Below are 24,529 nucleotides of genomic sequence, written 5' to 3'. Positions count from 1 at the left end.
CCATCGCGCAGCGACGATGACGACGACGTCACCGGCCACGCCGCACGAGCTCTCGCCCGGGACCCGAGCCCCACTCGATGCCGCCCTCACGCGGCTCCGCGCGGGCGCGGCCGAGTGGACCGCGCTCCCGGCCGCAGACCGACGTGATCTGCTCCGCCGCGTCCGTGTCGCCGTCGCCGATGCCGCCGACGACTGGGCGCGGATCGCCTCGGCGAGCAAGGGACTGAGCGCCCGGCATCCGCTCGCCGGAGAGGAGTGGCTGGCCGGCCCCTACGCGGCGATCGTCGCGCTCGACGCCTACGCCGACACGCTCGACGCCCTCGCCCGGGGTCGCAGCCCGCTCAGCGGCATCCGCACCGGCACCGCCCCCGGCGGCCGCACCGTCGTCCACACGTCGCCCCTGCGGTTCTCGGATCGCATCCTGCTGTCGGGGTACACGACCGAGGTCTGGTTGCAGCCGGGGATCACGTCGCACGAGGCTCGGGATGCCGCGGGCCTCGGCTCGAGGCATCCGCTCCGCAGCACCGGGGTGGGGCTCGTCCTCGGCGCGGGGAACGTGACCTCGATCCCGTTCCTCGACGTCCTCTACGAGCTGCTCGCCGAGGGGCGCGTCGCGCTGCTGAAGGTGAACCCGACGCAGGACGCCCTCGTCCCGGTGTTCGAGAGGGCGTTCGCGCCGCTCATCGAGGCCGGGTTCACCGCGGTCGCGAGCGGAGGCGGCGACGTCGGCGCCTATCTGACGAGGCACCCCGAGGTCGACCACGTGCACATCACGGGGTCGGAGACGACCTTCCGCGCCATCGTCGGGTCGGGTGCGGACCGGTTGCGCGTGCCGATCACCGCCGAGCTCGGCGGGGTCTCGCCGATCATCGTGGTGCCGGGGCGATGGTCGAAGGCCGACCTGAGGTTCCAGGCCGAGCACGTCGCCACGATGCGGCTGCACAACAGCGGGCACAACTGCATCGCCGGGCAGGTCGTCCTGCTCAGCCGCGATTGGGATCAGCGCGAGGACTTCGAACGCGAGCTGCGCCGCGCCTTCGCACGGACGCCGAAGCGCCCGGTTTGGTATCCCCACGCCGCGGCGCGGCTCGAGCGCGTGCGCGAGGTCTACCCGGATGCCGAGTGGTTCGCCGACGGCACGCGGGCGATCGCGGCGGGTGACGGCGAGATCGAGACGACCGAGTACTTCGCCCCGGTCCTCGGGATCGTCGACCTGCCCGGCACCGGCGCCGCGTTCGTCGATGCCGCCGTCGCGCACGCGAACGAGCGGCTCACGGGGACCCTCGGGGCGAACGTGCTCGTCGACCCGCTCACCCAGGAGAGCCTCGGCGCGCAGTTCGACGAGGCGATGGCGCGCCTGCGTTACGGCACCGTGGCCATCAACGCGTGGACGGCGTTCGGGTTCCTCACCCCCACAGCGACGTGGGGCGCGTTCCCCGGCGGCACCGTCGACGACGCGCCGAGCGGCATCGGGATCGTCCACAACGCACTTCTGCTGGACGACGTCGAGCGGAGCGTCGTGCGCGGACCGTTCCGTCCCTTCCCCCGCTCCCTCGGCCGCGGACGCTTCTCGGCGCTGCCGAAGCCGCCGTGGTTCGTGACCTCGCGTACGGGACGCGCGGTGTCGGAGGGCTTCGCGCAGTTCCGGATCGACGGCCGCATCGGCCCGCTCGTCATGACGCTCTTCCGCGCCTTCGGCGCCTGAGCCCAGACGCTCGGCGGCGCGGCCGGGCATCGCCAGACCTGGCCGCTGATGACATGACGCGTCGGTTTACATCGAGTTAACGCCCCGCGCTCGCACGACCGTTCGTCGCGCGCTAGAGTTGCCCTCGAGTGGATCGCGCGGCCGGGGGGTCGTGCGGAGGTTCTTGGGGGACCGCGAAGCTCATTGGGGAACTATGCATCCGCCTTGGGGGCGGGTGCAGTGATCGCACATTGCTTGGGGGCATGATGCGGACACCGTCCGATGTGTGTGGGGACGCACGGTGAGCGCGGTCGAGGGCATCTCGCCCGGCCTGTCGCTGCCAGGGCTGAGCCCGCTGACGACCGTGCGCGGGTGGGCGGGCGAGGCGCCGCGGGCATCCGCCGCGCTCGTCAGCCGTCAGCAGTGGGAGCGACGCTTCCGCGTGCGACTGCGAACCAGCGACACGGCGATCGTCGCGCTGGCATGCGCGTTCGCGACGGTCCACGTCACGGCAACGGGCGCCCTCGCCCCCGCCCCGTACAGCGCGGTCGCGATCGCGATCGCGACCGGCACGCTCTGGCTCGTCGCGCTGATGCTCTTCAACACCCGCTCCGCGAGCGTCATCGGCTCGGGCTCGGTCGAGTACGCCCGGGTCGCGCACGCGACCGGGCTCGCGTTCGGGCTGCTCGCCATCATGTTCGTCGTCTTCGAATGGGGCGGCATCCGCGCGCAGCTGTTCACCGCTCTCCCCCTCGGGACGCTCGCGCTCCTGCTGTCGCGCTGGGGGTGGCGGCGGTGGCTCATCGCGCAACGCGCCGACGGCCGCTTCGCTTCGCGCACCGTCGTCGTCGGGTCGCGGGATGACGTCGAGTACGCCATCCGCACCCTCGGTCCCGCGGGCCAGCTCGGCTACCTGGTCGTCGGGGTCGCTCTCCTCGAGGGCGCCGGCGAGCGCGTGAGCGTCGACGGTGTCGACTACCCGGTGATGCACGGCGAGGACGCCGTCCTCCGTGCGGCGGAGATCTACGGAAGCGACACGATCGTCGTCGCAAGCCAGCCCGCGGGCGATCCCACGTATGTGAAGCGTCTCTCCTGGTCACTGGAGGGCACCGCTGCCGAGCTCGTCATCTCGAGCCGGCTGGCCGACGTCGCAGGACCACGGATGTCGCTTCGACCGGTCGAGGGGATGCCTCTCATCCACGTGAAAATCCCGACCTTCGAGGGTGCCTCCTTCTACGTCAAGCGAGCGCTGGACATCCTGGTGTCGGGCGCCGCACTCCTCGCCTTCGCGCCGGTGGCGGCCGTCATCGCTCTCGCCATCAAAACGAACGACGGCGGCCCGGTCTTCTTCCGCCAGGCCCGTGTCGGCCGCGACGGTCAGGAGTTCGCGATGCTGAAGTTCCGGACGATGCGAGTGGATGCCGAGTCGGAGCTCAGCGCCCTGCTCGCCCAGAACGAGGGTTCCGGCCCGCTCTTCAAACTGAAGCAGGACCCTCGGGTCACCCGCGTCGGACAGATCCTCCGGAAGTTCTCCCTCGACGAGGTGCCGCAGTTCTGGAACGTCCTCCGGGGCGACATGAGCGTCGTCGGCCCGCGTCCGCCGCTGCCGGCAGAGGTGACCGCATACGACGGCACCGTCTTCCGCCGGCTCTACATCAAGCCGGGCATCACCGGACCGTGGCAGGTGGGCGGGCGCAGCGACCTCTCCTGGGAGGAGAGCGTCCGCCTGGACCTCCGCTACGTCGAGAACTGGACCGTCATGACCGATCTCGTCCTCATGTGGCGGACGGCGAAGGTCATGATCACACCGCAGGGGGCGTACTGATGGTCATCGATTCACCGCGGAGCACCGTCACGACCGAGGGATCCCGTGCCGGATCGCACGGCCGCGCGATTCGGACGCTCCGGATCGCGATGGTCGGGACGCGGGGCGTACCCGCCTCGTACGGCGGTTTCGAGACGGCGGTCGAGGAGATCGGGCGCCGGCTCGTCGAGCGCGGCCACGAGATCACGGTCTACACGCGCGGCTCCGAGAGCCGCAAGCGCGAATACCTCGGCATGAAGATCGTCCACCTGCCCGCGGTCTCGGTGAAGCAGCTCGAAACCCTGAGCCACACCGGACTGTCGGCGGTCCATGCGGTGCTCCGTCGCCGACCCGACGCCGCCTTCGTGTTCAACGCCGCCAACTCGCCCTTCCTGCCGGTGCTGCGTGCCCGTGGCATCCCGACCGCCCTCCACATGGACGGTCTGGAGTGGAAGCGCTCGAAATGGGGCCGGCGCGGCAAGGCCTACTACCGCTGGGCGGAGGAGTTCGGCGTGCGGACCGCCGACGCGCTCATAGCCGATGCCCCCGGCATCGGGGACTATTACAACCGGGAGTTCGGCGTCCCGACCGAGCTCATCCGGTACGGCGCGCCGATCCTGGAGAGCGCCCCGGCCGACGGCATCCGTGCCCTCGACCTCGCACCCCGCGGATACCACCTGGTCGTCGCGCGATTCGAACCCGAGAACCACGTGCTCGAGATCGTCGAGGGGTACCGCGCGAGCGCGGCCGCGAAGCCGCTGGTCGTCGTCGGCTCGGCACCGTACGCCGCCGAGTACACGGAACGGATCCGAGCCGCCGCGGGCGACGACCCTCGCATCCGCTTCCTCGGTGGGGTGTACGACCAGGGCCTGCTCGACGCCCTTTACTTCCACGCGCTCTCGTACGTTCACGGACACTCCGTCGGCGGCACGAATCCCTCGCTCCTGCGGGCGATGGGCGCCGGCACGGCGACCCTCGCCTACGACGTGGGATTCAACCACGAGACCCTCGACGAGCACGGACTGTTCTTCGCGGATGCCGCCGAGCTGACGCGCGGGGTCGAGGCGCTCGACCGCGACGCGGCCTTTGCGGGCATACTCGGCCTCCGCGCCCGCGAACGCGCCGCGACGGCCTTCCGCTGGGACGACGTGGCGACCGCTTATGAGGATCTGGCCGGGCGCCTCGCTCGGCGGGAGTCCATGCACCAGCTCGGCCGACGGGCCCGGCGGCGCGCGAGCGCGGCCCGGAGCGGCGAATGACGGCACCCGGCACGATCCGGACCCCCGAGTCCCCCGCGATCGATGATGTCGCGGGGGACATCGACGCGGGCGTCGAGCGGCGGCTCGCCACCCGCCGTGGAATGCTGGCATCAGTCGGCGGCAGCGCGGTCGCCCGGCTCATGGTCATGCCGGTGAGCGCGTTCCTCGGCATCGTCGTCACCCGGCTCATCCTCGACAACTACGGTGAGGCGTCGTACGCCCAGTACACGCTGCTCGTCGGCATCGCCGCGCTCCTGCCGTTCACCGACCTCGGACTGTCGGCGGCGATCCTCAACGCGGCTTCCGCCGCTCGCGATCCCCGGACCGACCCGGGGCTCCGCGGTGTCCTGATCTCCTGCATGCGCCTCCTCGCGTGCTGCGCGATCGTCCTGCTCACCGTCGCGGTGGCGATCTACGCTCTCGGCTACTGGGACACGCTGCTCGGCGAAGGGTTGAACCTCGCATCAGGCGCTCTCGCTGCGACGCTCTGTCTCGGGATCTTCGCGCTCAACCTGCTCATTTCGTTCGGGCAGCGCATCCTGATCGCGCTCGGTCTGAACACGCTCGTGGTCCTCCTCGGCGCGCTGCAGACGCCGGTCGTGCTCGTCGTGCTCTGGCTGACGATCTCGGTCGGCGCCGGCGGCGGGTACATCGCCGTCGCGTCGTACGCAAGCACCTTCCTGATCAGCGCCATCGCCTTCGTCATCGCCGTGCGGCGCATCTCGCCCACGATCGGTGTCGCACTTCGGGAGAGCCTCAACCCTCGCGTACGCGGGGAGCGCGTCTTCAATGTCGCGTGGCCGATGCTCGTCCAGATGATCGCCCTCCCGATCGCCATGTCCTCCGACCGGCTCGTCCTGAGCCATCTGGGATCCCTCGACGACCTGACCGAGTACAGCCTCGCGATGCAGATGTTCACGCCCGCGCTCGGGGTCCTCGCCACGGCGGGCATGTCGCTGTGGCCCGTCTTCGCACGCGCGCGGGCAGCGGGCACCTCGACGCCGTTCTCCCCGCACGCCATGGCGGGCATGTTCGCGGCGCTCGCGTTCATCGGCGGCACCCTGATCTTCGTGTTCTCGGGATGGCTCGCCGACCTCGCGTCGGGCGGCCGGATCGAACTCGGCTGGCCCATCCTCGTGGCCGGTGGCGTCTTCATCATCATCCAGGCGGTCAAGCAGCCCTACGGCATGGCGCTCACCGATGCGCGCGGGCTCACCTTCCAGGCCGCATGCGCGATCGTGCTGTTGCCCGTGAACCTGGGGCTCACAATCGGCCTCACCCCGAGCCTCGGCGCTCCCGGCCCGCTCATCGGCTCGATCGTCGCCGTTGTCGCGTGCCAGCTCATCCCCAACGTCCTCTTCGTCCGGCATCGCTCACGCCGCTCTGCACTCGCCGACGAGGCCCCCGAGTCAGGAGCACACCATCAGTGACGTGGTGACAGAACGGTCGGCGCACGCGACGACCGTGAAGCTCGCCCAGGTCGGCGACTACTCCGTGGCGAACTGGGGCGATCGGTTGTATCCGGGCGTCACCAGCCATCTTCTGCGCCAGATCGGGCTCGAGGCTGATGTCACCCACTTCGCCCCTCTCCCCGGCGCCACCCTCGCCGGGGAGCCGATCCGGCCGCTCCGAGAGATCCGGCGGACGAAGGTGGCCGCTGTGCTCGTCGGCGGCGGGGACCTCGTCCGTTTCGACACGACCACGGTCGCCCTCGATCACATGGCGATCCCGGAGGCCCAGCGCCACGGTCGTCTCCTTCGCCTCCGGGCAGAGCTGTTCGCCCGGAGGCACTTCCTCAACGGGCCGGGCGTCTGGCTCCCTGAGGCGGACTGGGTGCCCGGTGCGCCGACCGTGCTGGTGTCCGTCGGAGCTCGGCGAATGGCGCACGACCCTCGGGCTCGCGCCGCGGTGAGTCGCCTGAAGGGCGTCTGGGTACGGACAACCCACGCCGCCCGTCAGTTCGAGGCCGCCGGGGTGAGCCCCGAACGCATCGTCCGCGCCCCGGACATGGTCTTCGCCCATCCGGCCCTCTCCGATCAGACCCGATCCGCAGAGCGCGGTCGTCAGGTCGTATGGAGGCGGCTCGGCGTCGACGAACCGCTCGTCGTCTTCCATGCGGCAGCATTCCACGGCTGGCCGGAGGCCCGCGTCGAGGCCGCGCTCCGCTCCTTGACGGGGTTGCCGATCGCCGTCCTGTCGCTCGGTGCTCATTCGGGCGAGGATCGCGCGCTCGCAGCCGCGGCTGAGCGGACGGGGACTCTGGCTCTCATCGGACTGAAGGCGGACGAGATCGTGTGCGTCCTCGCATCCGCAGGGGTCGTGTTCACGACGAGCATGCACGTCGCGATCGTCGCCGGATCGTTCGGTACGCCTGTGCTGACCCCGGGCGTGCCGAAGACCGCCGAAGCGTTCTCTGCCTGCCCCACCCCTCCCCAGGTCGAGGAGGTCAGCGACGAGGACCTCGCCGACACCGTTCGCGCGCGCAGAGGGAAACGCTCCGATCACGACCACGCACCGAACGCGGCTGCGGCGACGAAAGCCTTCGAGTCCGTGCTCACGATGGCCGGTGTGCTGTGATCGCGCCGAGGACGGTCCTCGCTGCACACCCGGGCGCCGAGCTGTTCGGATCTGACCGGATGTTCCGCGAATCCGTCGCCGGGCTGATCGACGGCGGCGCGCGGGTCGTCGTCGCGATCCCCACGAACGGTCCGCTCATCGACGAGATCCGTTCCCTCGGCGCGGAAGTCGTCATCGCGCCTGGTCTCGTACTGCGGAAGGCGCTGCTGCGGCCCTCGGGGTGGATGCGTCTCATCGGGGAGACGTTCCGTGGACTCGGTTCGGCCTGGCGCATCATGAGCCGGGTCCACCCGGACGCGGTGTACGTGAGCACCATCACCATTCCCCTCTGGCCCCTCATCGCGCGACTGCGACGCACCCCCGTGATCAGTCACGTGCATGAGGCGGAAGCATCGGGGAGCGCCCTGCTGAACCGACTCCTGTACAGCCCGCACCTGCTGTCGGACGAGGTCCTGGTGAACAGTCGCTTCAGTCAGGCGACCATCCGACACGTCCTCCCGAATCTCGCATCGCGGGCGGAGGTCGTGCTCAACGGAGTCGTCGGGCCCGCGAGCCCGCAACCGCTTCGAGCAGACACGGACGGCGCACTGCGCGTGCTCTACATGGGACGGCTGTCACCCCGGAAAGGCCCGGACCTGGTGCTCTCCGCCGCGGCGCTGCTGGCCCGCGACGGCCTGCCCGTCGACGTCACGCTCATCGGCGACACCTTCCCGGGATACGAATGGTTCGGCGACCAGCTGCGACTGCAGGCTGACAACGCACCGGAGCACATGTCGGTGACGTTCGCCGGATTCCAGCCGGACGTGTGGAGCTTCGTCGCGGACACGGACGTCGTGGTGGTGCCGTCACGCATCGACGAGCCGTTCGGCAACACCGCCGTCGAAGCCGTCCTCGGGCTGCGGCCCGTGGTCGTAGCCGACACCAGCGGACTCCGCGAGGCGGCCGGCAGCTACACGACCGCGCGCATGGTTCCGGTCGATGAGCCTGCGGCCATCTCGGAACAGCTGCGGGCGCTCACCGAATCATGGTCGGCCGTGCGCGCCGACGTCGAGGACAGCCGCGCAGAGGCCCTGCGGCGGCACGCACCCGAGTCGTACCGCGCAGCCGTCCGCCGTCATGTCGAGCGTGCCGTGCGCTCCGGATCGAGGCGGGCGGACGCACCTCGGCGCCGAGGCAGGACGCGGTAGGTACGCAATCCACGGCTCATCGCGACGTCGTTCGGCAGATGGTCCACTCCGCGGAGGTACTCGCGCCCCTCTTCCTGCGCTGCATCCCAGGAGTACGTGCTGGCGACCTTGCGGCTCGCATGCACGACGGCCGCCGCGTCGATGACGCCCATGCGCAGACCGGCGTGCTCCATGAGGTGCGCCCACTGGAAATCCAGGCCCCAGCCCCATCGAAGGTCGGCCGGGAAAGGCAGGAGCAGTTCCGCCGCATCCGCACGGATGAGGGTGACGGGCCCGATCTCGACGAAACGCGTCCTCCGGGCGACGCTCAGCAGCCGCCGCTTGGCGACGATCCAGTTCGCATTGCTGAACCGCGTCTGAGCCGGCTGAGCGAGGGCGAAATCGAGCCTCTCGCACACCTCGATCGCCAGGTCGAGGAAACCAGCGGGGAGGACGACGTCGTCGTCGATGATCACCAGCCAGTCCACCGCCGGAAGATCCCGCACGAGGACGTTGAGGTTCTGGAACTTCCCGGCCGTGAGGTGATCGGCTCCCGTGTCCGACGCCATGCCGGCGGGGATGTCACCCATCGCGCCCACGTTGACGGTCAGGTCGTGACGCGAGGCCCTGAGCTGATCGATGGCCGAACGGATCGGCTCGGCTTCGCGGTAGATCCCGACGACGCCGACCGACCGGCGCGGTCCGGTACGGATGGCTCGGAAGCTTCGCGCATAGACGCCGTCCAGGACTTCGGCTGCCCGACGCCCCGCCCGTCTGATCCCAAAACCGCTCGTTCGCATACGACTCCCCCAGTCTGCGTGTCCCCGTTCAGAGGATACCGGTCACCGAGCCGATTCACTCATCCCCGGCACCGAGTGCACGCGTTACGGCATAGAATGCGGGAAACAAGAGCATCCGCCAGGGCCGTTGGGGGGCACCTCGGGTGCTGTGGGGGGGATCTGTCATCGTGATCGACGACGAACGTGCAATGAACGCGGTTCCAACAGAGCCGGGGCTCCGTCGGTGAGCCTCAACGACTACTTCCTGGCCCTGCGCAAACAATGGTTCGCCATCGTCGCGCTCGTGCTTCTCGGCGCAGCGGTCGCGTACGGCTACGCGCAGACGCAACCGAAGGTGTACCGGGCCCAGGCAGCCGTCGTCGTCCTGCCGACTCGCGGTGACAGCACAGCCGAACTCGTGCAGGGCTCCAGCTACGTCCAAAGCCTCGTGAGCACCTACGCGCTGGTCGCGACATCGCCCGTGGTCCTCGAGCCGGTGATCGACCGCCTCGGACTCACGATCACGCCGCGCGCCCTCGCCGGCCAGGTCGTCGTGGAGACGCCCCTGGACTCGGCGGTGCTCAACATCTCCGTGAGCGGCGGGTCTTCGACCGGAACGGCGACCATCGCGAATGCGATCGCCGAAGAACTCTCCGAGGCAGTCGAGGGCTTGTCGCCCCAGACGAGCACATCCGGTCCTGCCGTGCGCATCGAGACCATCAGCCCGGCCACCGAGTCCCGTAATCCCGTCGCGCCGAACACACGGCTGCTGATCGTCGTGGGCGCGCTCGTCGGGCTGATCATCGGCATGGTCTACGCCTGGCTGCGACGACTGCTCGCAACGCGACTGCAGTCCCGCGAGGACATCGCCGCGCTCACCGAGACTCCGGTCCTGGGTGAAGTCACCGGCGTCGGTCATGGGGCCACCCTCCCCGACGCCGTGCGGCGGGCGGAGACCGGCCTGGCCGCCGAGTCGATCCGCGGTGTCGCCGCGGGGCTACGGTTCGCCAACGTCGACGGCGACACGAGCGTGATCCTCGTCACCTCGGCGACATCCAATGAGGGCAAGTCCTCGGTCGCCCTGTCGACCGCCCTGATCCTCGCGGAACAGGGTCAGCGGGTCCTCCTCATCGACGCCGACCTGCGACGTGGGTCGATCGCGAAGATGACCGGACTGGAGGGCGGCGTCGGCGTCACGACCATCCTCGTGGGCGACATCGGCTTCGCCGACGCGATCCAGCACTGGGGCACACGCAACCTGAGCGTCCTCCCGAGCGGGACGATCCCCCCGAACCCGGGACAGCTACTCACTTCGGACCACCTGCGAGACCTGGTCGTCGACGCGCGCAAGAGGTTCGATGTCGTCGTCATCGACAGCCCGCCGGTCTTGGCCGTCAGCGACCCGCTGTGGCTGGCTCCGGTCGTGGACGGGATCCTCGTGGTCGCGCGCTACCGGTTCACCAAGCGGCACGCGCTCCGACGGACGCTGGACGAGCTCGAGTCGACCCGGACGAGGATCCTCGGCGTCGTCCTCAACGCGGTCAAGCGCGTCGACTCTAGCCCGTACCACGACAACGATTCCTCCATGCCGCAGCCGTGGCGCTGGCGCAGGAGTGATCGGCGGGGTGGGAGATCGAAGCCGCGGACATGAGCCCGCGTACGGCCGCGGCCGGCGGCGCGGACATCCTCACCCGCAAGTGGACGGCCGAACCCGTCTTCGCGATCCTCCTCTGCGTCATCGTCGGACTCCGCATCGCGCTCCCCTTCAACGCCCCCGTGGGCGGCCTCGTCGGATTGCTGCTCGTCCCGCTCTGGCTGCCTCTGCTGCGGCGGGCTCGACTGTTCGTCGCGTTGACCGCTCTCCTGGTCGCTGCCACAGTCGCGGGCGTGCTGCTCACATGGTGGATGTCGACGGATCACCTCGCACTCCCCTCGAGCCTGGTCGAACGCAGCGCTCTCGCACTGGGTCTGCTCGGCGCCGTCGGAGCGCTCCTCTGGGCTCGGACCGTCATCGGACTGTCGGCGGTGTCGATCGCGTACGGGGTGGGCATGACCCTCGGCATCCTGGGGGAGATCGACGCCACCGCGAGCTGGCGGTTCACCTTCTCGATCCCGCTCACGATCCTCCTCATGGCCATCGCCGCGCGGGGCGACCGATTGATGCCGCAACTCGTCGTCGTCGTCCTCCTCGCAGCGGTCGGCGTGGTGAATGACGCACGCTCGAACACCGCCATGCTGCTTCTGGCGGCCGTCGTCCTCATCTGGCAACGGATCGGTCGGGTCGCGGGGTCTGCGCGTCGTCGCGCGGGCAACGTCGTCGGAGTCGTCCTCTTCGGCATCGCCATCTTCTTCGTCGCGCAGGCGGCGATCCTGGAGGGCTTCTTCGGCGAGGCGACCAAAGATCGGACCCAGGCGCAGATCAGCACGTCCGGCTCGCTCCTGCTCGGCGGCCGCCCCGAGATCGCCGCATCCGAAGCCCTCATCCGCTTGAACCCGTGGGGGATGGGATCTGGCATCGTCGCGTCGCCCACCGACGTCACGGCAGCGAAGTCCTCCATGGCGGCGATCGGGTACGACCCCCACAACAACTACGTCGACAGGTTCATGTTCGGCGGCGGCATCGAAGTCCACTCGATGGTGGGCGACCTCTGGCTGTGGTTCGGACTCCCCGGGCTCGCAGCGTGCGTGGTCGTCGCAGTCATCGCGGGCATGGGGCTCGAACGCGCGCTGCGCGAAGGTGCGTGCACCGTGCTCGCGGTCTACCTGGCCACACGCCTGGTGTGGGATCTCGCGTTCAGCCCTGCGATATCGGCGATGAAGACGCTCCCGCTGGCACTCGTCGTGTTGGCGGTGCCCGTGTCGGCCCTCATCGCGCAGCGCTCGTCGGTCCGGCAGGGTGCGCCACAAGGAGCCGCGGCGGCGGATCGAAGAGGAACCTGAGGAACGTCCGTCGCGAGATCCGGTACAGGCCCAGCGAGAGGCCGATCGCGGCGAGTGCCGCAGCCGCCGGTAGCACCGGGGCCGCCGTTCGGACCACGGTGTGGTCCGCGACCAGCGCGACAGCGGCGGCGAGCAGGATGACGATGGGCGTGTGCGCGAGGTAGACCGGCAGTGTCCGGGACCCCAGGCCCACGATCCAGGCGGACCACTGCAGGACCTGGCTGATGGCGATGCCCGCGAGCACGCCCACGCACGCCAGAGCGGGGTACACCCCGGGGATCCGACTCAGGTCGAACACCGTGACGGCCCACGCCGCCGCGGCCCACGCGACGACGACCAGGCTGCGCAGAACCCATCCGCTGCGCGCCGCGTAGGCGAACAACGCGCGCCGCCACGTCATCCCGATGAGGAAGAACACGTAGTACTTGCAGACCCCCGTCCAACTCGGCGACGGGAGCGGGAGGATGCCGGTGAACCCGATGACGGACACGAGGGCGGCTGTGGACAGCGTGACGGCCGTCGGCACGGCCCGTAGCGCCCTGTTGAGAAGGAAGAACAGGGCCAGCGCCCAGATGAACCAGAGCTCGAAACGAGGGATGAGTGGAGAGATCGCGGTGTCGAAGATCTCTCTCCGCGGATTGATCTCGATGCCGTGCGCCGCCTGACCGATCAGGTAGGGGCCGAGGCCGAGCAACTCCCAGAGGAGGAAGACCCACACGAAGAGGCGGAGCTTGGCGTTCCAGAGCTGCGCGAGCGGCACCGTCGCCCACTTGGCGGCGAACAGCCCGGCCAAGGTGAAGAACAAGGGCATCCGCATCGTGGCGAGAATGTCGTTGATCCACAACCAGCCTGAGACATCGCCCGCCACTCCAGCGAACCAGCGCGCCGAGTGGAACAGGACGACCAGCGCGATCGCCAGCCCTTTGCCGGCATCCACCCATTCGATCCGACCGTCGTGCGACGGCGGCGCTGATCGCCACAGCGAACCCCACACGATGACCCCCCATCATCAGCGCGGACCAAGCCCCGTCCGCAGAATGCCGTGCACCCCTGCACAGATGAAAAGTGTCTCATGGCACGCGGCTGAGAGCACGCCCCGTGATCTGATGAGCATTCATCCGCGCCACCCCCACCCGAAGGCGACCCGCTGATATGACACATCCTCCTGCCCTCACGCGCGCCCGATTCCGCGTCCGGGCTGCCGCCACCGCTGTGGCTCTCGCACTCATCGCGGCGGGATCTGCCGCGACCGCACCCGCGGCGACCGCCGCCACGCACGTCCAGGACACCTTCAGCCGCACCGTGGCGGAAGGGTGGGGCACGTCGACCTCCGGCGATGCGTGGACCGCCTCGTCCCCGCGATCGACGAGTGTCCGCGACGGAGCCGCCGCGATCACCCTGACGCCCGGAACGTCCGCGGAGCAGGCGATCCGCTCGACCTCGCTCACCGACGCTGTCCTGGGAGCCACCGTCTGGCCGGAGAAGCCGACGACGACGGGAAACGGTTCGACCGTCTCGCTGGCACTCCGATCCGACGGCAAGTTCTCCTACCAGGCCCGGGTCGGGTTCGGAAAAACGGGCGTCAACCTCTGGATCAGCCGGTTCGACGGCGGATCCGGCCGAGAGGCCGTGCTGCGTTCGGTGAAGCCGATCTCGAGCCTTGCGGCCGGAACGCGCGTCAACGTGGAGTTCTCCGTGACCGGTTCGTCGCCGGTCCAGCTGCGCGCTCGCATCTGGACTCAAGGATCGACCAAGCCCGCGTGGCAGGCGGTCTACGACGACACCAGCGCACAGCGCATCTCCCGCGCGGGTTACCCGGCCATCGCGTCCTACTTGTCGGGGAGCTCGCCATCCTCGACCGTCCGTCTCGACGACGTCGGAGTCTCGGACCCGGCGTCCACCTCGCCAGCGCCGACACCTACACCGCCCTCGAGCAGCGACAAGGCTGTGGGCAGCGCTCCCGTCGGCACGACGACGTACCCCGTTCCGGCACGCGCGATATTCGTCGCTCCCAAGGGAACGCAGACAGGCTCCGGCACCGCGGGCGATCCGTATGGAAGTGCCGCCTACGCAGTCTCGAAGGCACCGTCCGGATCGACGATCGTCCTCCGGGGCGGGACGTACCGCGAGTACGTCTACGTCGGCTACAACAAGGCGCTGACGATCCAGGCCTACCCCGGCGAAGCAGTGTGGTTCGACGGCAGTTCACCGGTGACCGGCTGGGTCAAGTCGGGCAACGTCTGGGTGAAGGCCGGCTGGACGCACAAATTCGACCACACCGTGTCGTTCACGGCGGGGAAGGATGAGACCCGCCGGTTCGTCGACGGAGCGAACCCGCTCGCCGGGTACCCCGATCAGGTATGGATCAACGACAAGCGCCTCACCCAGGTCAGCTCGGCGAGCGCGGTGACGGCCGGCACGTTCTACGTGGACGAAGGCGGAAAGCGACTGCTGGTCGGCTCCGACCCGACGGGCAAGCGGGTGGAGGCCAGCACACTGACGCGCGCCTTCAAGATCCAGGGCAAGCACACCACACTGCGCGGGTTCGGAGTCGAACGATACGCGACGACCCTCTCGATGATGGGTACGGTCACCGCGGAGGTCGACGACATCACCCTTGAGAACATGGTCGTCCGGGACAACGCCACGGTCGGTGTCTTCGCCTGGAACGACTTCAAGAAGTTCCACCGGGTCACACTTCAGGACAACGGCTTGCTGGGTCTCGGCGTCAACAAGGTGGCGAACCTCGCCCTGACCGACTCGATCATCAGGGGGAACAACACGCAGAGCTTCAAACCCGCGCCCGTCTCGGGCGGGGTGAAGATCACCGACTCGAACGATGTCCGTATCGACGGCAACATCGTCGACGACAACGACAGCGCCGGCGTGTGGTTCGATATCAACTCGCGGGACGTCGAGGTGACGAGCAACACTGTGGCCGACAACAAGACCGCCGGTGTTCAGCTCGAACTCAGCCAGCAGGCGATCGTCGCGGACAATGTCTTCTCGCGGAACGGTGCCGACATACATGTGATGAACAGCGGTGACGTCCGGATCTGGAACAACACCATCGACGCCGGCGGGCGAGCCATCTTGTTCTGGCAGGATGAGCGCCGTCAGACGAACACGGCTCTGAAGTCCGTCGCCCCGTGGGTTCTGGATGACGTCGTCGTGCGGAACAACGTCATCTCCTTCAGCACCGGGTCGGGCTCCTGTCCCGTGCTCGCTCAAGACACCGAGCGGCGACTCGCCGGCGCCGGCGTCGGCGCGTGGATGGAGAACAACCTCTACTACCGACGCGACTCGTCGACGCCGGCGAACCTGGCCTGCTGGGCGAACGGATCCTCGGGGACGAAGAGCCTGAAGACCCTTTCGGAGGTGGCGGCTTTCACGGGCAACGACAAGAGCTCCGCGCTGTGGACCGGTAGCCCGATCCTCACCTCGTCGCTCGGGTTGCGCAGTGATGTGCTCGCCTCCCCGCGCGCGTCGCTTGGCGGGTTGCCGTCGGACATCGCCTCGGCCCTCGGGGTCGCCGCAGGCACCAAGCGAGCCGGCGCATTCACCGCTCCACTCGATCGGTGACACCCCGCCGTAGCCACGCGTCACATGCGACGCATACGATGTGATCGTGGCTACGGGGGGCGGTGCGGGCGTCGTCGTCTTCTATCCCGCAAGTCGCGACCTGTCCGCATGGCGCGAGCGCCACGCGGCGGGTGCGGCCCCGGATCGGTGGCCGTACGGACTGAACCGACTCGAGGAGCTCCTGGCCGGCGTCACGGCACGGAACCTCCCGGACGTGTCATCAGCGGGCCGCGCGGCCCGACGCGTGAAAGCCCTCTTCCCTCCCGGGCGACGGAGCGGGGGTCCCGTGGGAGTCACATGGGATGAGAACGCGGGAGCCCTCCTGTCGACCACCGGCTCGCTGAGCGCGCGCTATTCAGGCGTCGTCTGGCTCACCGACAGTGTCGCACGACGGGGGGAATCACCGTTCCGAGGAATGCGACGCTCGATGAGGCGAATGGATGGACTGTGGGTCCTCTCGGATGCTCAGACCGCTCCCCTCACCGACTTCCTCGGCTCAGGGGCACCTCCGGTCCACTACGTCCGCTTCGGGGTGGACCATGACTTCTTCCGGCACGTGGCATATCCCACGCGCCCGCTCATCGTGAGCGTCGGCGGTGACCGCGATCGAGATCCGGAGACCTTGCTCCACGCGATGACGGTGCTGCGACGCGCCCGTCCCGACGTTGAGATCGTGGTGCAGAGCAAGACCAGCATCGACCCACCTGACGGCGTGACGGTCATCCCGTATCTCACGCACGCCGAGCTGCGCGATCTCTACGCGCGTGCATCTGTGGTCACCATCGCGACCCGTCCGAACCTTCACGTGTCGGGCATGACGGTCGGCCTGGAGGCCCTCGCCACAGGGCGCCCGCTGGTGATCACGCGCACGCCCGGGATGGACGACTATTTCGGAGGGACCTCGGCCGTGCGCATGGTCGATGTCGGCGACGCCGGCGGGCTCGCTCGCGAAACCCTGGCTCTGCTCGACGACCCGGCGTCGGCGTCCGCCGCGGGGGACGCTGCACGCGCCCACGTCGAAGCGGGATTCACCACCGCGCATCTCGCCGGGCGGATAGCCGACGTCATCCGATCCCGGTAGAGTCGTCGACCCGGTGCATCCATTCGTGCGCCGCCTGCCGCCCATCGACGCGGGGCAGATCCGAACGCACGTCGGCCGGGTCGCGAGAACTGCCGACCGCCTCGATGAGCGCCGCCCCGAGGGCGGCCGGAGCCTCCGGTTCAGGGATCACCCAGTGACCATGGCCCGAGAGCCACTCCGCGATACCGGTCTCCGTGGTCGTCACGACGAGGCACCCGGCCGCCAGTCCCTCAATGATCGGCAACCCCACCTGCTCCCGCCACAGCGGTCGACGACGCGACGGGAGGACCAGGACCTTCGCCTCGCCGAGCAACTGTGCGATGTGAGCGCGAGGGGGGTCGATGACGGTCGTGACCATCTCATCGGCTGACGCGAGAGCCGCTGCCTCCTCGGAGCCCGCGCCGCGCCCGACGATCAGCAGACGGGCTTGCGGTACCGCCGACCTCACCCGGGGCCACGCAGCGACGACGTCGAGGAACCCTTTCCGCTCCGACAAGTCGCCGAGGAACAGGATGATCGGATCACGTGCGGCATCCGTTCCCCCTGCCGGCGCAGGCAAAGCCTCGATCAGCGTGCCGACGGGTCGGCGGACTGTCTCACCGAACACCTTGCCGTACAGGGCTCGCGCTCCCGCGGTGCCGTACACGATCCGGTCCAGCGATCGCCACAAGATGGGTGTGGCGAGGTGACGCAGTCGGTGGCGGATCCTCGCCTTCGGCGGAAGATTCCGTACCAGCACGTCCTGATCGAAGTTCTCGATGGCGTAGGAGACGGCCAGGGGGCGCGGGCGGCGTCGGAGTGCGGCTCGGAACCGTGCCGCGGCGATGAACAACACACTCGGCAACGACGAATCGCCTGAGAGCGGCTCGTTCACTTCGACGATGTCGACGTCCGTGGACAGTGCATAGACGATCGACCGCCACAGCCCCCGACGCTGCGCGTTGGACGCCTCGACGAGTGATGGGTCGAAATCGTACCTGTTGCGGCGGTACAAGATGACGGGCCGCGGCTCGACGGCCGCGGCCCGCTCCAGGTGCGCGCTCCTCACCACCTCGTAGAGCTGGACGACGCGCAGGTCTCGAGCGATCGAGTTCACTCGCTCCGCACGCCTCCTACGGTCACGGCGCCGCCACGATCTCGAGGTCATCGAACGTCAGCGCAACCGGCGCGTTCACCGTCGCACTCGGCAGGTAGCCGTACAGTCCCGCCGATCCCGCCCCCTGCAGTGCGGCGGTCGCGTCGGAGCGCTCGATCTGCCACGCTGTCGGCTCGGCGTCCCCGGCCTTCCAGAACTTCGCAGCGATCGCGGTCGTCGTCGTCGTCTTGGTGTCGATCTCGAATCGGTAGGTCTGTCCTGCAGTGACCGTGAGTCCCGCCGGAGACACCGCCGCACCGACCGACGTGCTGTCACCGCGAAGGACGTTGAGCTTGACGGTGCCGTCCGCCGCGATCCGAGCCCGAACGAGCCACTGGGTGGTCCCCACTCGACGAGCGATGACACCGACGTACATGCCTTCGTTTACCTTGTCGACAGTGAAAGAACCGCTCATCGTCGTGGACGTGCTGTCGATGACAGGTGTATCGGCGAAGAGCGACGTGCCGGCCCCGACGGAGAACTTGCCCACTCCGTCGGCGACCGAGAAGCGGGTCGCAGCACCGCGGGTCGTCCATGCCGCCCCGCTGTCCGACATCCCCCAGCCAGCGGTCGTCGAGCGACCGAAGGCGTCAGCGAAGAGGACACCCGGCGCGGGCGCCGTGACCGTCACCTGCTGCGTCTTCGTATCCGTCGCACCGTCGTCGTCGGTCACGGTGAGGCTGATCGTGTAGGTCCCGGCCACACGATAGGTGTACGAGGCCGTGGCGCCTGTCGCTGTGCCCGCGTCGGCATCCCCGAACTGCCAGGCGTGCGACGCGATCGTGCCGTCGGGGTCGTTCGACGTCTTGCCGTCGACTGCGACCGTCAGCCCTGCCGGTGTCCGCGTGAACGCCGCTGTCGGCGCCACGTTGGCGGCCGGTGCGGCGACCGTCACCTCATGGGTGACGGTGGCCGTCGCGCCGTCGTCGTCGGTGACGGTCAGCCGAACGGTGTAGGTTCCCGCCGCCGCGTACGTGTGCGACGCCTTGGCTCCGGTGCCGACGCTTCCGGCCGGGTCCCCGAACTGCCACGCATACGACGCGATGGAACCGTCGGAGTCCGATGATCCCGCACCGTCGACGTCGACCTTGAGGCCGTCCTTCGTGTGCGTGAACGCCGCCGTCGGTGCGGAGTTGACCGTCGGGGGCACTCCGGCATCCGGGTCGGTGGCGACGATGCGATCGAAGGAGACTGTCACAGGGTCGTTCGTCACCGCAGCGGGAAGGAATCCGAAGACCCCGGTCCGCCCGGGCGCCTGCAACGCAGCCGTCGCGTCGGTGACTTCACGCTGCCAGGTCGGCTCAGCCCCCGTGGCGGGCCACACCTTTGCCTTGAGTGACGTCGGCGACGTTCCGGTGACGTCGAACATGGCGTGGTACTTCTGTCCGGCCTGGATCGTGAAGGGCAGCAGGAACGATGAACCGATCGCCGTCGAACCGTTGCGCAGCACATACAGGCGACCGGTCCCGTCCGCGCTGATCCTCACCCGGAGCACATAGCTGTCCGCGCCGACCTGACGTCCGGTGACGGCGACGTACGTGCCCTCGGCGAGCTTGTCGACCGAGAACGTGGCGTCGACGCGGACTCGGTCGGTGTTCACCGACGTCGCGTCGGCGTACACGGTGGTCGCCTTCGGCAGGATCAGGTTCCCGCTTCCGTTCGCCACCGAGTACCGGCTCGCGACCGAGCGCAGCGACCAGGCACCCCCGACATCGGCAGTGCCCCAGCCCGACCCCGCTGTTCGCGAGAACTCGTCGAGGAACAAGGGCTTGGCCGCGGACGGGGCTTTCACCGTCACCGTTGCGGTCTTCGAGCCGGTCGCCCCGTCGTCATCGATCACCGTGAGGGTGATCGTGTACTCGCCGGCGTTCTTGTACTCGTGCGACGCCGTCACGCCGGTGGCGGTTTCGCCGTCGCCGAATGCCCAGGAGTACGAGGCGATCGTGCCGTCGGCGTCCGTTGAGGCCGCACCGGTGACGGAGACCGAGAGATCGGACACCGTCGGGGTGAAGTCAGCCGTCGGCGCCGCGTTGACCGGTGCCGCGACGACCACATCGAGCGTGGTCTTCGCGATCGCGCCGTCGTCGTCCGTGACCGTCAGCGTGACGGTGTACGAGCCGGCCTCGGCGTACGTGTGGCTCGGTGACGGTGCCGTGTCGGTGCGTCCGTCCCCGAAGTCCCACGCGAATGCGGCGATCGATCCGTCGCTGTCCGTCGACCCGGAGGAGGAGAACGTCGCATCGAGACCGACGGCGCTCCATGCAGCCCGTGCGGTCGGAGGCTCGTTGGCGATGACCGTGATGGGCACCTGCACGGAGTTCGTGGCGCCGTCGTCGTCGGTCACCTTTAGCGTGACCGTGTAGTCCCCACCCGCACGGTAGCGGTGCGAGGGGTTGACGTCCGTCGACGTGTCGCCATCGCCGAAGTCCCACGCGTACGACGCGATCGTCCCGTCGGGATCCGATGACCCCGATCCCTGGAAGGACGCGGCGAGATGCTCGAGCGAGTAGGTGAACTGGGCCGTCGGAGGCAGGTTCGGCGTCTGACCCGTGGAGCCGACGGCGTAGTGCTGCGACACCTCGGCTGCCGTGAGTGCGCGGCCGTAGATCGCGGTCTCGTCGTAGCTGCCCGTGAGGAACGGCGACGACGAACCCCATGTCGTGTCACCACCGACGCGCCAGTAGCCGTTGTACCCCTGCGCCTGCGTCTGCGGGTTCGTCCCGACCTGGACACCGTCGACGTACATCGCCATACCGGCGGGTCCCTGCGTGGCCACCATGTGATGCCACTGACCGTTGTTGTAGGCGCTCGGCGACGTGATCGTGTTCGCCTGCCCGGTCCAGGTCCCGAACACGAGCTGTCCGTTGTCCTGCATGTAGACGTGTCGGTCGTAATTGGACGACGTGCCCGCCTGTGCGTCACCGAAGCCGATGATCTTGCCGCCCTGCGTGGAGGTCGTCTGGAACCACGTCTCGGCCGTGAACGCGCCCGGCGACCCGAACTGCGCGACCGAGTGCACGTTGGACCAACCCGAGAGCGAAATGCCCGGGTCCGATGTCCCCGAAATGGCCCCGGGTACGTCGCGCGTCACGGTACCGGCGATGGCGCCGGCGTACCCCGAAATGCTGCTGTCCGCGACACTCGTTCCCGACTTCTCGCTGTAACGCCAGTAGAGATCCGGTTCGGAGTTGTACACGACGGCGCCGTACGCGTCCGCCGGGGCCTCGGGCACATCCAGCGTCCGACCCGACTTGCGGTAGTGCGATTGCACCTCGGCCAGTGTGAGCGCCTGACGATACACGGCGACATCGTCGATGGTGCCGGTGAGGTGCGAGGAGGAGGGCTGGTTGGGCCATCCGCCGATGTTGTCGCCTCCCACGCGCCAGTACCCGTTGTAGGACTGTCCCGACGTCGTGTCCGCGCGCTGTGCGACCCGCCTGCCGTCGAGGTAGAGCTTCATTCCGTCGGCACTCAAGCTCGCCACGATGTGGTGCCACTGGCCGTCGTTGTAACCGGCACCGGAGTTGACCGTCCGCACCCCGCCGGGATGGACACCGAACCAGATACGGCCGTCGTTGTCCATGTACACGTGCCGGTCGTAGCTGTTCGAGTTCCCGCTCGAGCTGTTGCCGAAACCGATGATCTTGCCGCCGGCCGTGGAGGTGGTCTTCACCCAGCTCTCGACCGTGAACGTGCCGGGACCCTCGATGGAGTCCGTCGTGGCTCCGAAGGCCCCGTTCGAGAAGTTCTTGGCAGTGTCAGGATCGGATGCGATGGCACCCGCCGCGGACTCCACCGTGCCGGTGATGGTCAGGTCGGACGTTCCCGCCCAGTCGCTGGAGCTCGCGGAATCCGGGTCGGAGAGACGCCAGAAGTGCTCGGCGTCGTCCTTGAAGACGTCCTTGGCATAGTCACCGAGGACAGCGTCCGAGACCGTCACGGTGATCCAGCTCGACTTGGCGACGTTCCCGTACGGATCGGTGGCGACCACGCGATAGCGGTGCGAGCTGCCCGGCTGCTGGTCGGCGTCGGTGAGGGTCTGCGACTGCGGCTTCCAGAACACCGTCGAGATCGTCTTCTCCGAGATGGGCGCGGAGGCCTCGGAGTCGCGGTAGACGCGGTAGGTCAGGGTCGTGTCGTCACGATCCCAATTGGTCTGGTACCTCACGCGAACCTCGCCCGAGGAGAAGGACTTCGCAGAGAAGCTCCACGCATCGCCCGAGAACCGAGGGCCTTGCTTGTTCGGCGCGAGCGCACGCGTGCCGTATCGAACGAGACCCTGCTGTCGAGTGCCGTTCACCACCGGGAACTCGCCACCATAGATGACGTAGTCCGAATTGCCTGTGACGGTCCAGACGGCCTGCCCCGTGCCGGTGAAGTTGCCCGGCGTGGTCTGGGGGAACCAATTCAACAACTCGGGTCGCGGTGTTCCCGGGTGGTCTGGATAGCCGTAGATGTCACCCGTGTTCGTCCCGCGGGCATCGGTGGTCCATGCAGTGGAGTGGTAGAAGCTCCACGGGTCGGTCTGCGGGAAGCCGCCGCTGTTACCGCAGTAGTGCTTGTGGCTTGCGGAGTAGGCGATGTCATTGACGATCGCGATGTCGTATGTGTCACCATGGCAGTCCTCGATCCAGGCGATCGCGCCGTCTGCCCAGTTCACGGCAAAGGTGCCCTCCACGTTCCCGGTGCCGCCGAAGTGCCAACCCGCTCCGTAGAACTTCGAGCCATCAGTGGCGAGGCTCATGAAGCCCGCGGTCTCTCCCGCGTTGCGTACCTGGGTGTTTGCGGGGAGTGGGAGACCGGTACCGCTCGACGCGTCGGCCAGATACAGTCCGAAGCCGGGCTTGTCGCCGCCGCCGACGGACGTGAAGTTGCCTGAGATCGCGACCCGGTCGCCGGCCGGGTTCACGGCGATGCTCTGCACCTGACCGTTGTCGACCGGTACGGCGAAGGGCTGCACAGCAGTGCCGGCGGAATTCAGCTTCACGATGCGCTGGCGAGGCTGGCCTGCGACGGAGGTGAAGTATCCGCCGACGAAGACGCCATCGGCGGTCGCGGAGATCGCCTTGCCGATGTTATTCAGACTGACGGTTCCCGAAACGAGGTTGCCGCTGGGGATGTCGAGGACGGCGAAGCGCTGCCGGTTCTGACCATTGACCTGGCTGAAGGAGCCCGTGACGTAGAGCTTCGTGCCGTCCGGAGACGCAGCGAGCTCGTTGATCCGGTTGTTGAAGGTCGGAGCGAACGAGGTGATCAGCGCGCCCGTGGTCAGGTTGTAGGCGAGGATGTTGCCGCGCGCCGACAGATTGGTTCCCGGTGCCGCGCCCGCCGGCCGCGCGTTCGAGAACTGCCCGGCGGCGTAAACCGTGTTGCCCACGATGACCTGGGACCACACCACGCCGCCGTCGATCTGCACGGTGGGAAGCGCGTCGGCCGTCACCGTCTCAGGGAGCGGCGACGGCGCGGCGGCCGGTGGTGGATCCGCCGCGATCGCCGCTTGCGGCATCACTCCGAAAGTCAGTCCGGCCGCGACGACAGTCGCGATCATCATCGAAAAGGCCGCACGGCCTGCAGAAATCGTCCCCACGATTTACATCCCCTATATACGCGTCAGCATGCACACGCAGAGCGCGTGATGCTGACGGGTCCCCAGAAATCCCCCCAAAGGATTTCTCGCACAACATACGCCATAACGTGCGCTGAGCGCGAACTGTTTTCAGAATCGGCCCTCAGCCGGTCAGTCGATGTCGCCCTCGAAGGCGATCAGCGGGTCCGAAACAGACAGATCGACCTCGATGCGAACGTCCGCGCGCTGCCCCTCGGGCAGTTCGAAGACGAAGGCGCCTTCGGCCGTCTTCCCCGGCGCGACCTCGGACGGGAAGGCCTTGCCGGCCGGCTTCGTGACCGGACTGGCTTGCAGATCCGAGGAACCGGCGAACAAGGTGACAGCTGCGGTGGTCAGATCGATGGCCTTCGTGGAGCCGTTCTTCACCTCGACGGTGACGCGGACGGCCGGGCCGCTCACCTCACCGGGCAGGACGGCTTCTCCCGTCACGCTCTCGATGCGACGCACCGCCACCGTCGGACCTCCCTCCACGGCGACGGGGGCCGCGAGATCGACCGGCGGAAGCGTCTCACGGGCATCGGTCCCCGGCGCGGAAGGATCATCCGACTGGTCCGAGCCGGTTCCGGGCGTCGCCGTCGACCCGTCGGGTGCCTCCCCCGTCGCCGTCCCGCTCGGCGCGGGACTCGAGGAGGGCTGGCCGGTCACGGGCGAGGCGCTCGAACCGACACCGCCCGGCGCCGCGGACACCCCACCGCCGCTCAGACCGACCGCGAGCGCGATGCCGCCCCCGATCACCACCGCTGCGGCGACCGCCACCGCGATCATCGCCTTGCGTGACGGGCGGCGCGGCTCGTCACCGAGCAGCCGCTCGAATTCATCGCGATCACGCGCGAACGCTTCGTCGTCCTTCATCCTGATGTCGTCCTCCCCCATGACCGTGCCGTCCTCCCCAATGG

15 protein-coding genes are annotated in these 24,529 nt (G+C 68.6%); 10 read left to right on the top strand and 5 right to left on the bottom strand.

Features of this window, described 5'->3' with window-relative positions; genetic code table 11:
* The first annotated feature begins 16 nt into the window (after positions 1-16).
* The 6 genes from BLP38_RS13190 (at position 17) to BLP38_RS13165 (ending at position 8,511) form a co-directional block, all read left to right on the top strand.
* Entirely contained in the window at positions 17-1,705 is a 1,689-nt protein-coding gene (locus tag BLP38_RS13190) for an aldehyde dehydrogenase family protein (RefSeq protein WP_091358665.1), read from the top strand.
* A 280-nt stretch (positions 1,706-1,985) separates the two neighbouring features.
* Positions 1,986-3,509, top strand: a complete 1,524-nt coding sequence (locus tag BLP38_RS13185; RefSeq protein WP_091358662.1) for a sugar transferase — start codon at positions 1,986-1,988, stop codon at positions 3,507-3,509.
* Positions 3,509-4,747: a DUF1972 domain-containing protein gene (locus tag BLP38_RS13180; protein ID WP_091358659.1), complete on the top strand. Its 1,239-nt coding sequence runs from the start codon at positions 3,509-3,511 to the stop codon at positions 4,745-4,747. The genes BLP38_RS13185 and BLP38_RS13180 overlap by 1 nt, the downstream gene beginning before the upstream one ends.
* Positions 4,744-6,177 (top strand): lipopolysaccharide biosynthesis protein, encoded by a 1,434-nt coding sequence (locus BLP38_RS13175; RefSeq protein ID WP_091358655.1) that lies wholly within the window; start codon positions 4,744-4,746, stop codon positions 6,175-6,177. The genes BLP38_RS13180 and BLP38_RS13175 overlap by 4 nt, the downstream gene beginning before the upstream one ends.
* 1 nt (position 6,178) lies before the next feature.
* Complete coding sequence (locus BLP38_RS13170; RefSeq protein ID WP_157681113.1) at positions 6,179-7,324, top strand: polysaccharide pyruvyl transferase family protein; 1,146 nt, start codon at positions 6,179-6,181, stop codon at positions 7,322-7,324.
* 59 nt (positions 7,325-7,383) lie between these two features.
* Entirely contained in the window at positions 7,384-8,511 is a 1,128-nt protein-coding gene (locus BLP38_RS13165) for a glycosyltransferase family 4 protein (protein ID WP_231916514.1), read from the top strand.
* Here BLP38_RS13165 and BLP38_RS13160 read toward each other — a convergent pair.
* Entirely contained in the window at positions 8,439-9,290 is an 852-nt protein-coding gene (locus BLP38_RS13160; RefSeq protein ID WP_091358647.1) for a hypothetical protein, read from the bottom strand. The genes BLP38_RS13165 and BLP38_RS13160 overlap by 73 nt on opposite strands.
* Positions 9,291-9,513: 223 nt before the next feature.
* Between BLP38_RS13160 and BLP38_RS13155 the strand changes: the two genes are divergently transcribed.
* A complete protein-coding gene (locus tag BLP38_RS13155; RefSeq protein WP_091358644.1) occupies positions 9,514-10,920 on the top strand; it encodes a polysaccharide biosynthesis tyrosine autokinase in 1,407 nt (468 codons plus the stop codon).
* Complete coding sequence (locus tag BLP38_RS13150) at positions 10,917-12,209, top strand: hypothetical protein (RefSeq protein WP_091358640.1); 1,293 nt, start codon at positions 10,917-10,919, stop codon at positions 12,207-12,209. Before BLP38_RS13155 ends, BLP38_RS13150 begins: the two co-directional genes overlap by 4 nt.
* Here the strand turns inward: BLP38_RS13150 and BLP38_RS13145 are convergent.
* The gene (locus BLP38_RS13145; RefSeq protein ID WP_157681112.1) at positions 12,136-13,203 is read right to left on the bottom strand and encodes an acyltransferase family protein; all 1,068 of its coding nucleotides are present in this window, start codon (positions 13,201-13,203) and stop codon (positions 12,136-12,138) included. The genes BLP38_RS13150 and BLP38_RS13145 overlap by 74 nt on opposite strands.
* A gap of 158 nt (positions 13,204-13,361) precedes the next feature.
* Here BLP38_RS13145 and BLP38_RS13140 point away from each other — a divergent pair, with 158 nt between their 5' ends.
* Together BLP38_RS13140 and BLP38_RS14415 are read left to right on the top strand one after the other, a co-directional pair.
* Positions 13,362-15,791 carry a right-handed parallel beta-helix repeat-containing protein gene (locus BLP38_RS13140; RefSeq protein WP_091358636.1) on the top strand — a complete coding sequence of 810 codons (2,430 nt, stop codon included), beginning with the start codon at positions 13,362-13,364 and terminating at the stop codon, positions 15,789-15,791.
* Positions 15,792-16,227: 436 nt separating this feature from the next.
* Positions 16,228-16,872 carry a glycosyltransferase family 4 protein gene (locus BLP38_RS14415; RefSeq protein WP_231916513.1) on the top strand — a complete coding sequence of 215 codons (645 nt, stop codon included), beginning with the start codon at positions 16,228-16,230 and terminating at the stop codon, positions 16,870-16,872.
* On the opposite strand, the gene BLP38_RS13130 is transcribed toward BLP38_RS14415, so the two are convergent.
* The 3 genes from BLP38_RS13130 to BLP38_RS13120 form a co-directional block, all read right to left on the bottom strand.
* On the bottom strand, positions 16,856-17,968 hold the full coding sequence (locus tag BLP38_RS13130; protein WP_157681111.1) for a glycosyltransferase family 4 protein: 1,113 nt from the start codon (positions 17,966-17,968) through the stop codon (positions 16,856-16,858). The genes BLP38_RS14415 and BLP38_RS13130 overlap by 17 nt on opposite strands.
* Before the next feature lie 22 nt (positions 17,969-17,990).
* Positions 17,991-23,558 carry a PKD domain-containing protein gene (locus tag BLP38_RS13125; protein WP_231916512.1) on the bottom strand — a complete coding sequence of 1,856 codons (5,568 nt, stop codon included), beginning with the start codon at positions 23,556-23,558 and terminating at the stop codon, positions 17,991-17,993.
* Between the two features lie 186 nt (positions 23,559-23,744).
* Positions 23,745-24,485 (bottom strand): DUF4352 domain-containing protein, encoded by a 741-nt coding sequence (locus BLP38_RS13120; protein ID WP_157681110.1) that lies wholly within the window; start codon positions 24,483-24,485, stop codon positions 23,745-23,747.
* Positions 24,486-24,529: the final 44 nt, after the last annotated feature.

This window comes from Microbacterium sp. LKL04 (assembly GCF_900102005.1).
Lineage (GTDB): Bacteria > Actinomycetota > Actinomycetes > Actinomycetales > Microbacteriaceae > Microbacterium.
Note: the sequence above shows the minus strand (reverse complement) of the source record. Positions and strands in the feature narration are given on the sequence as shown.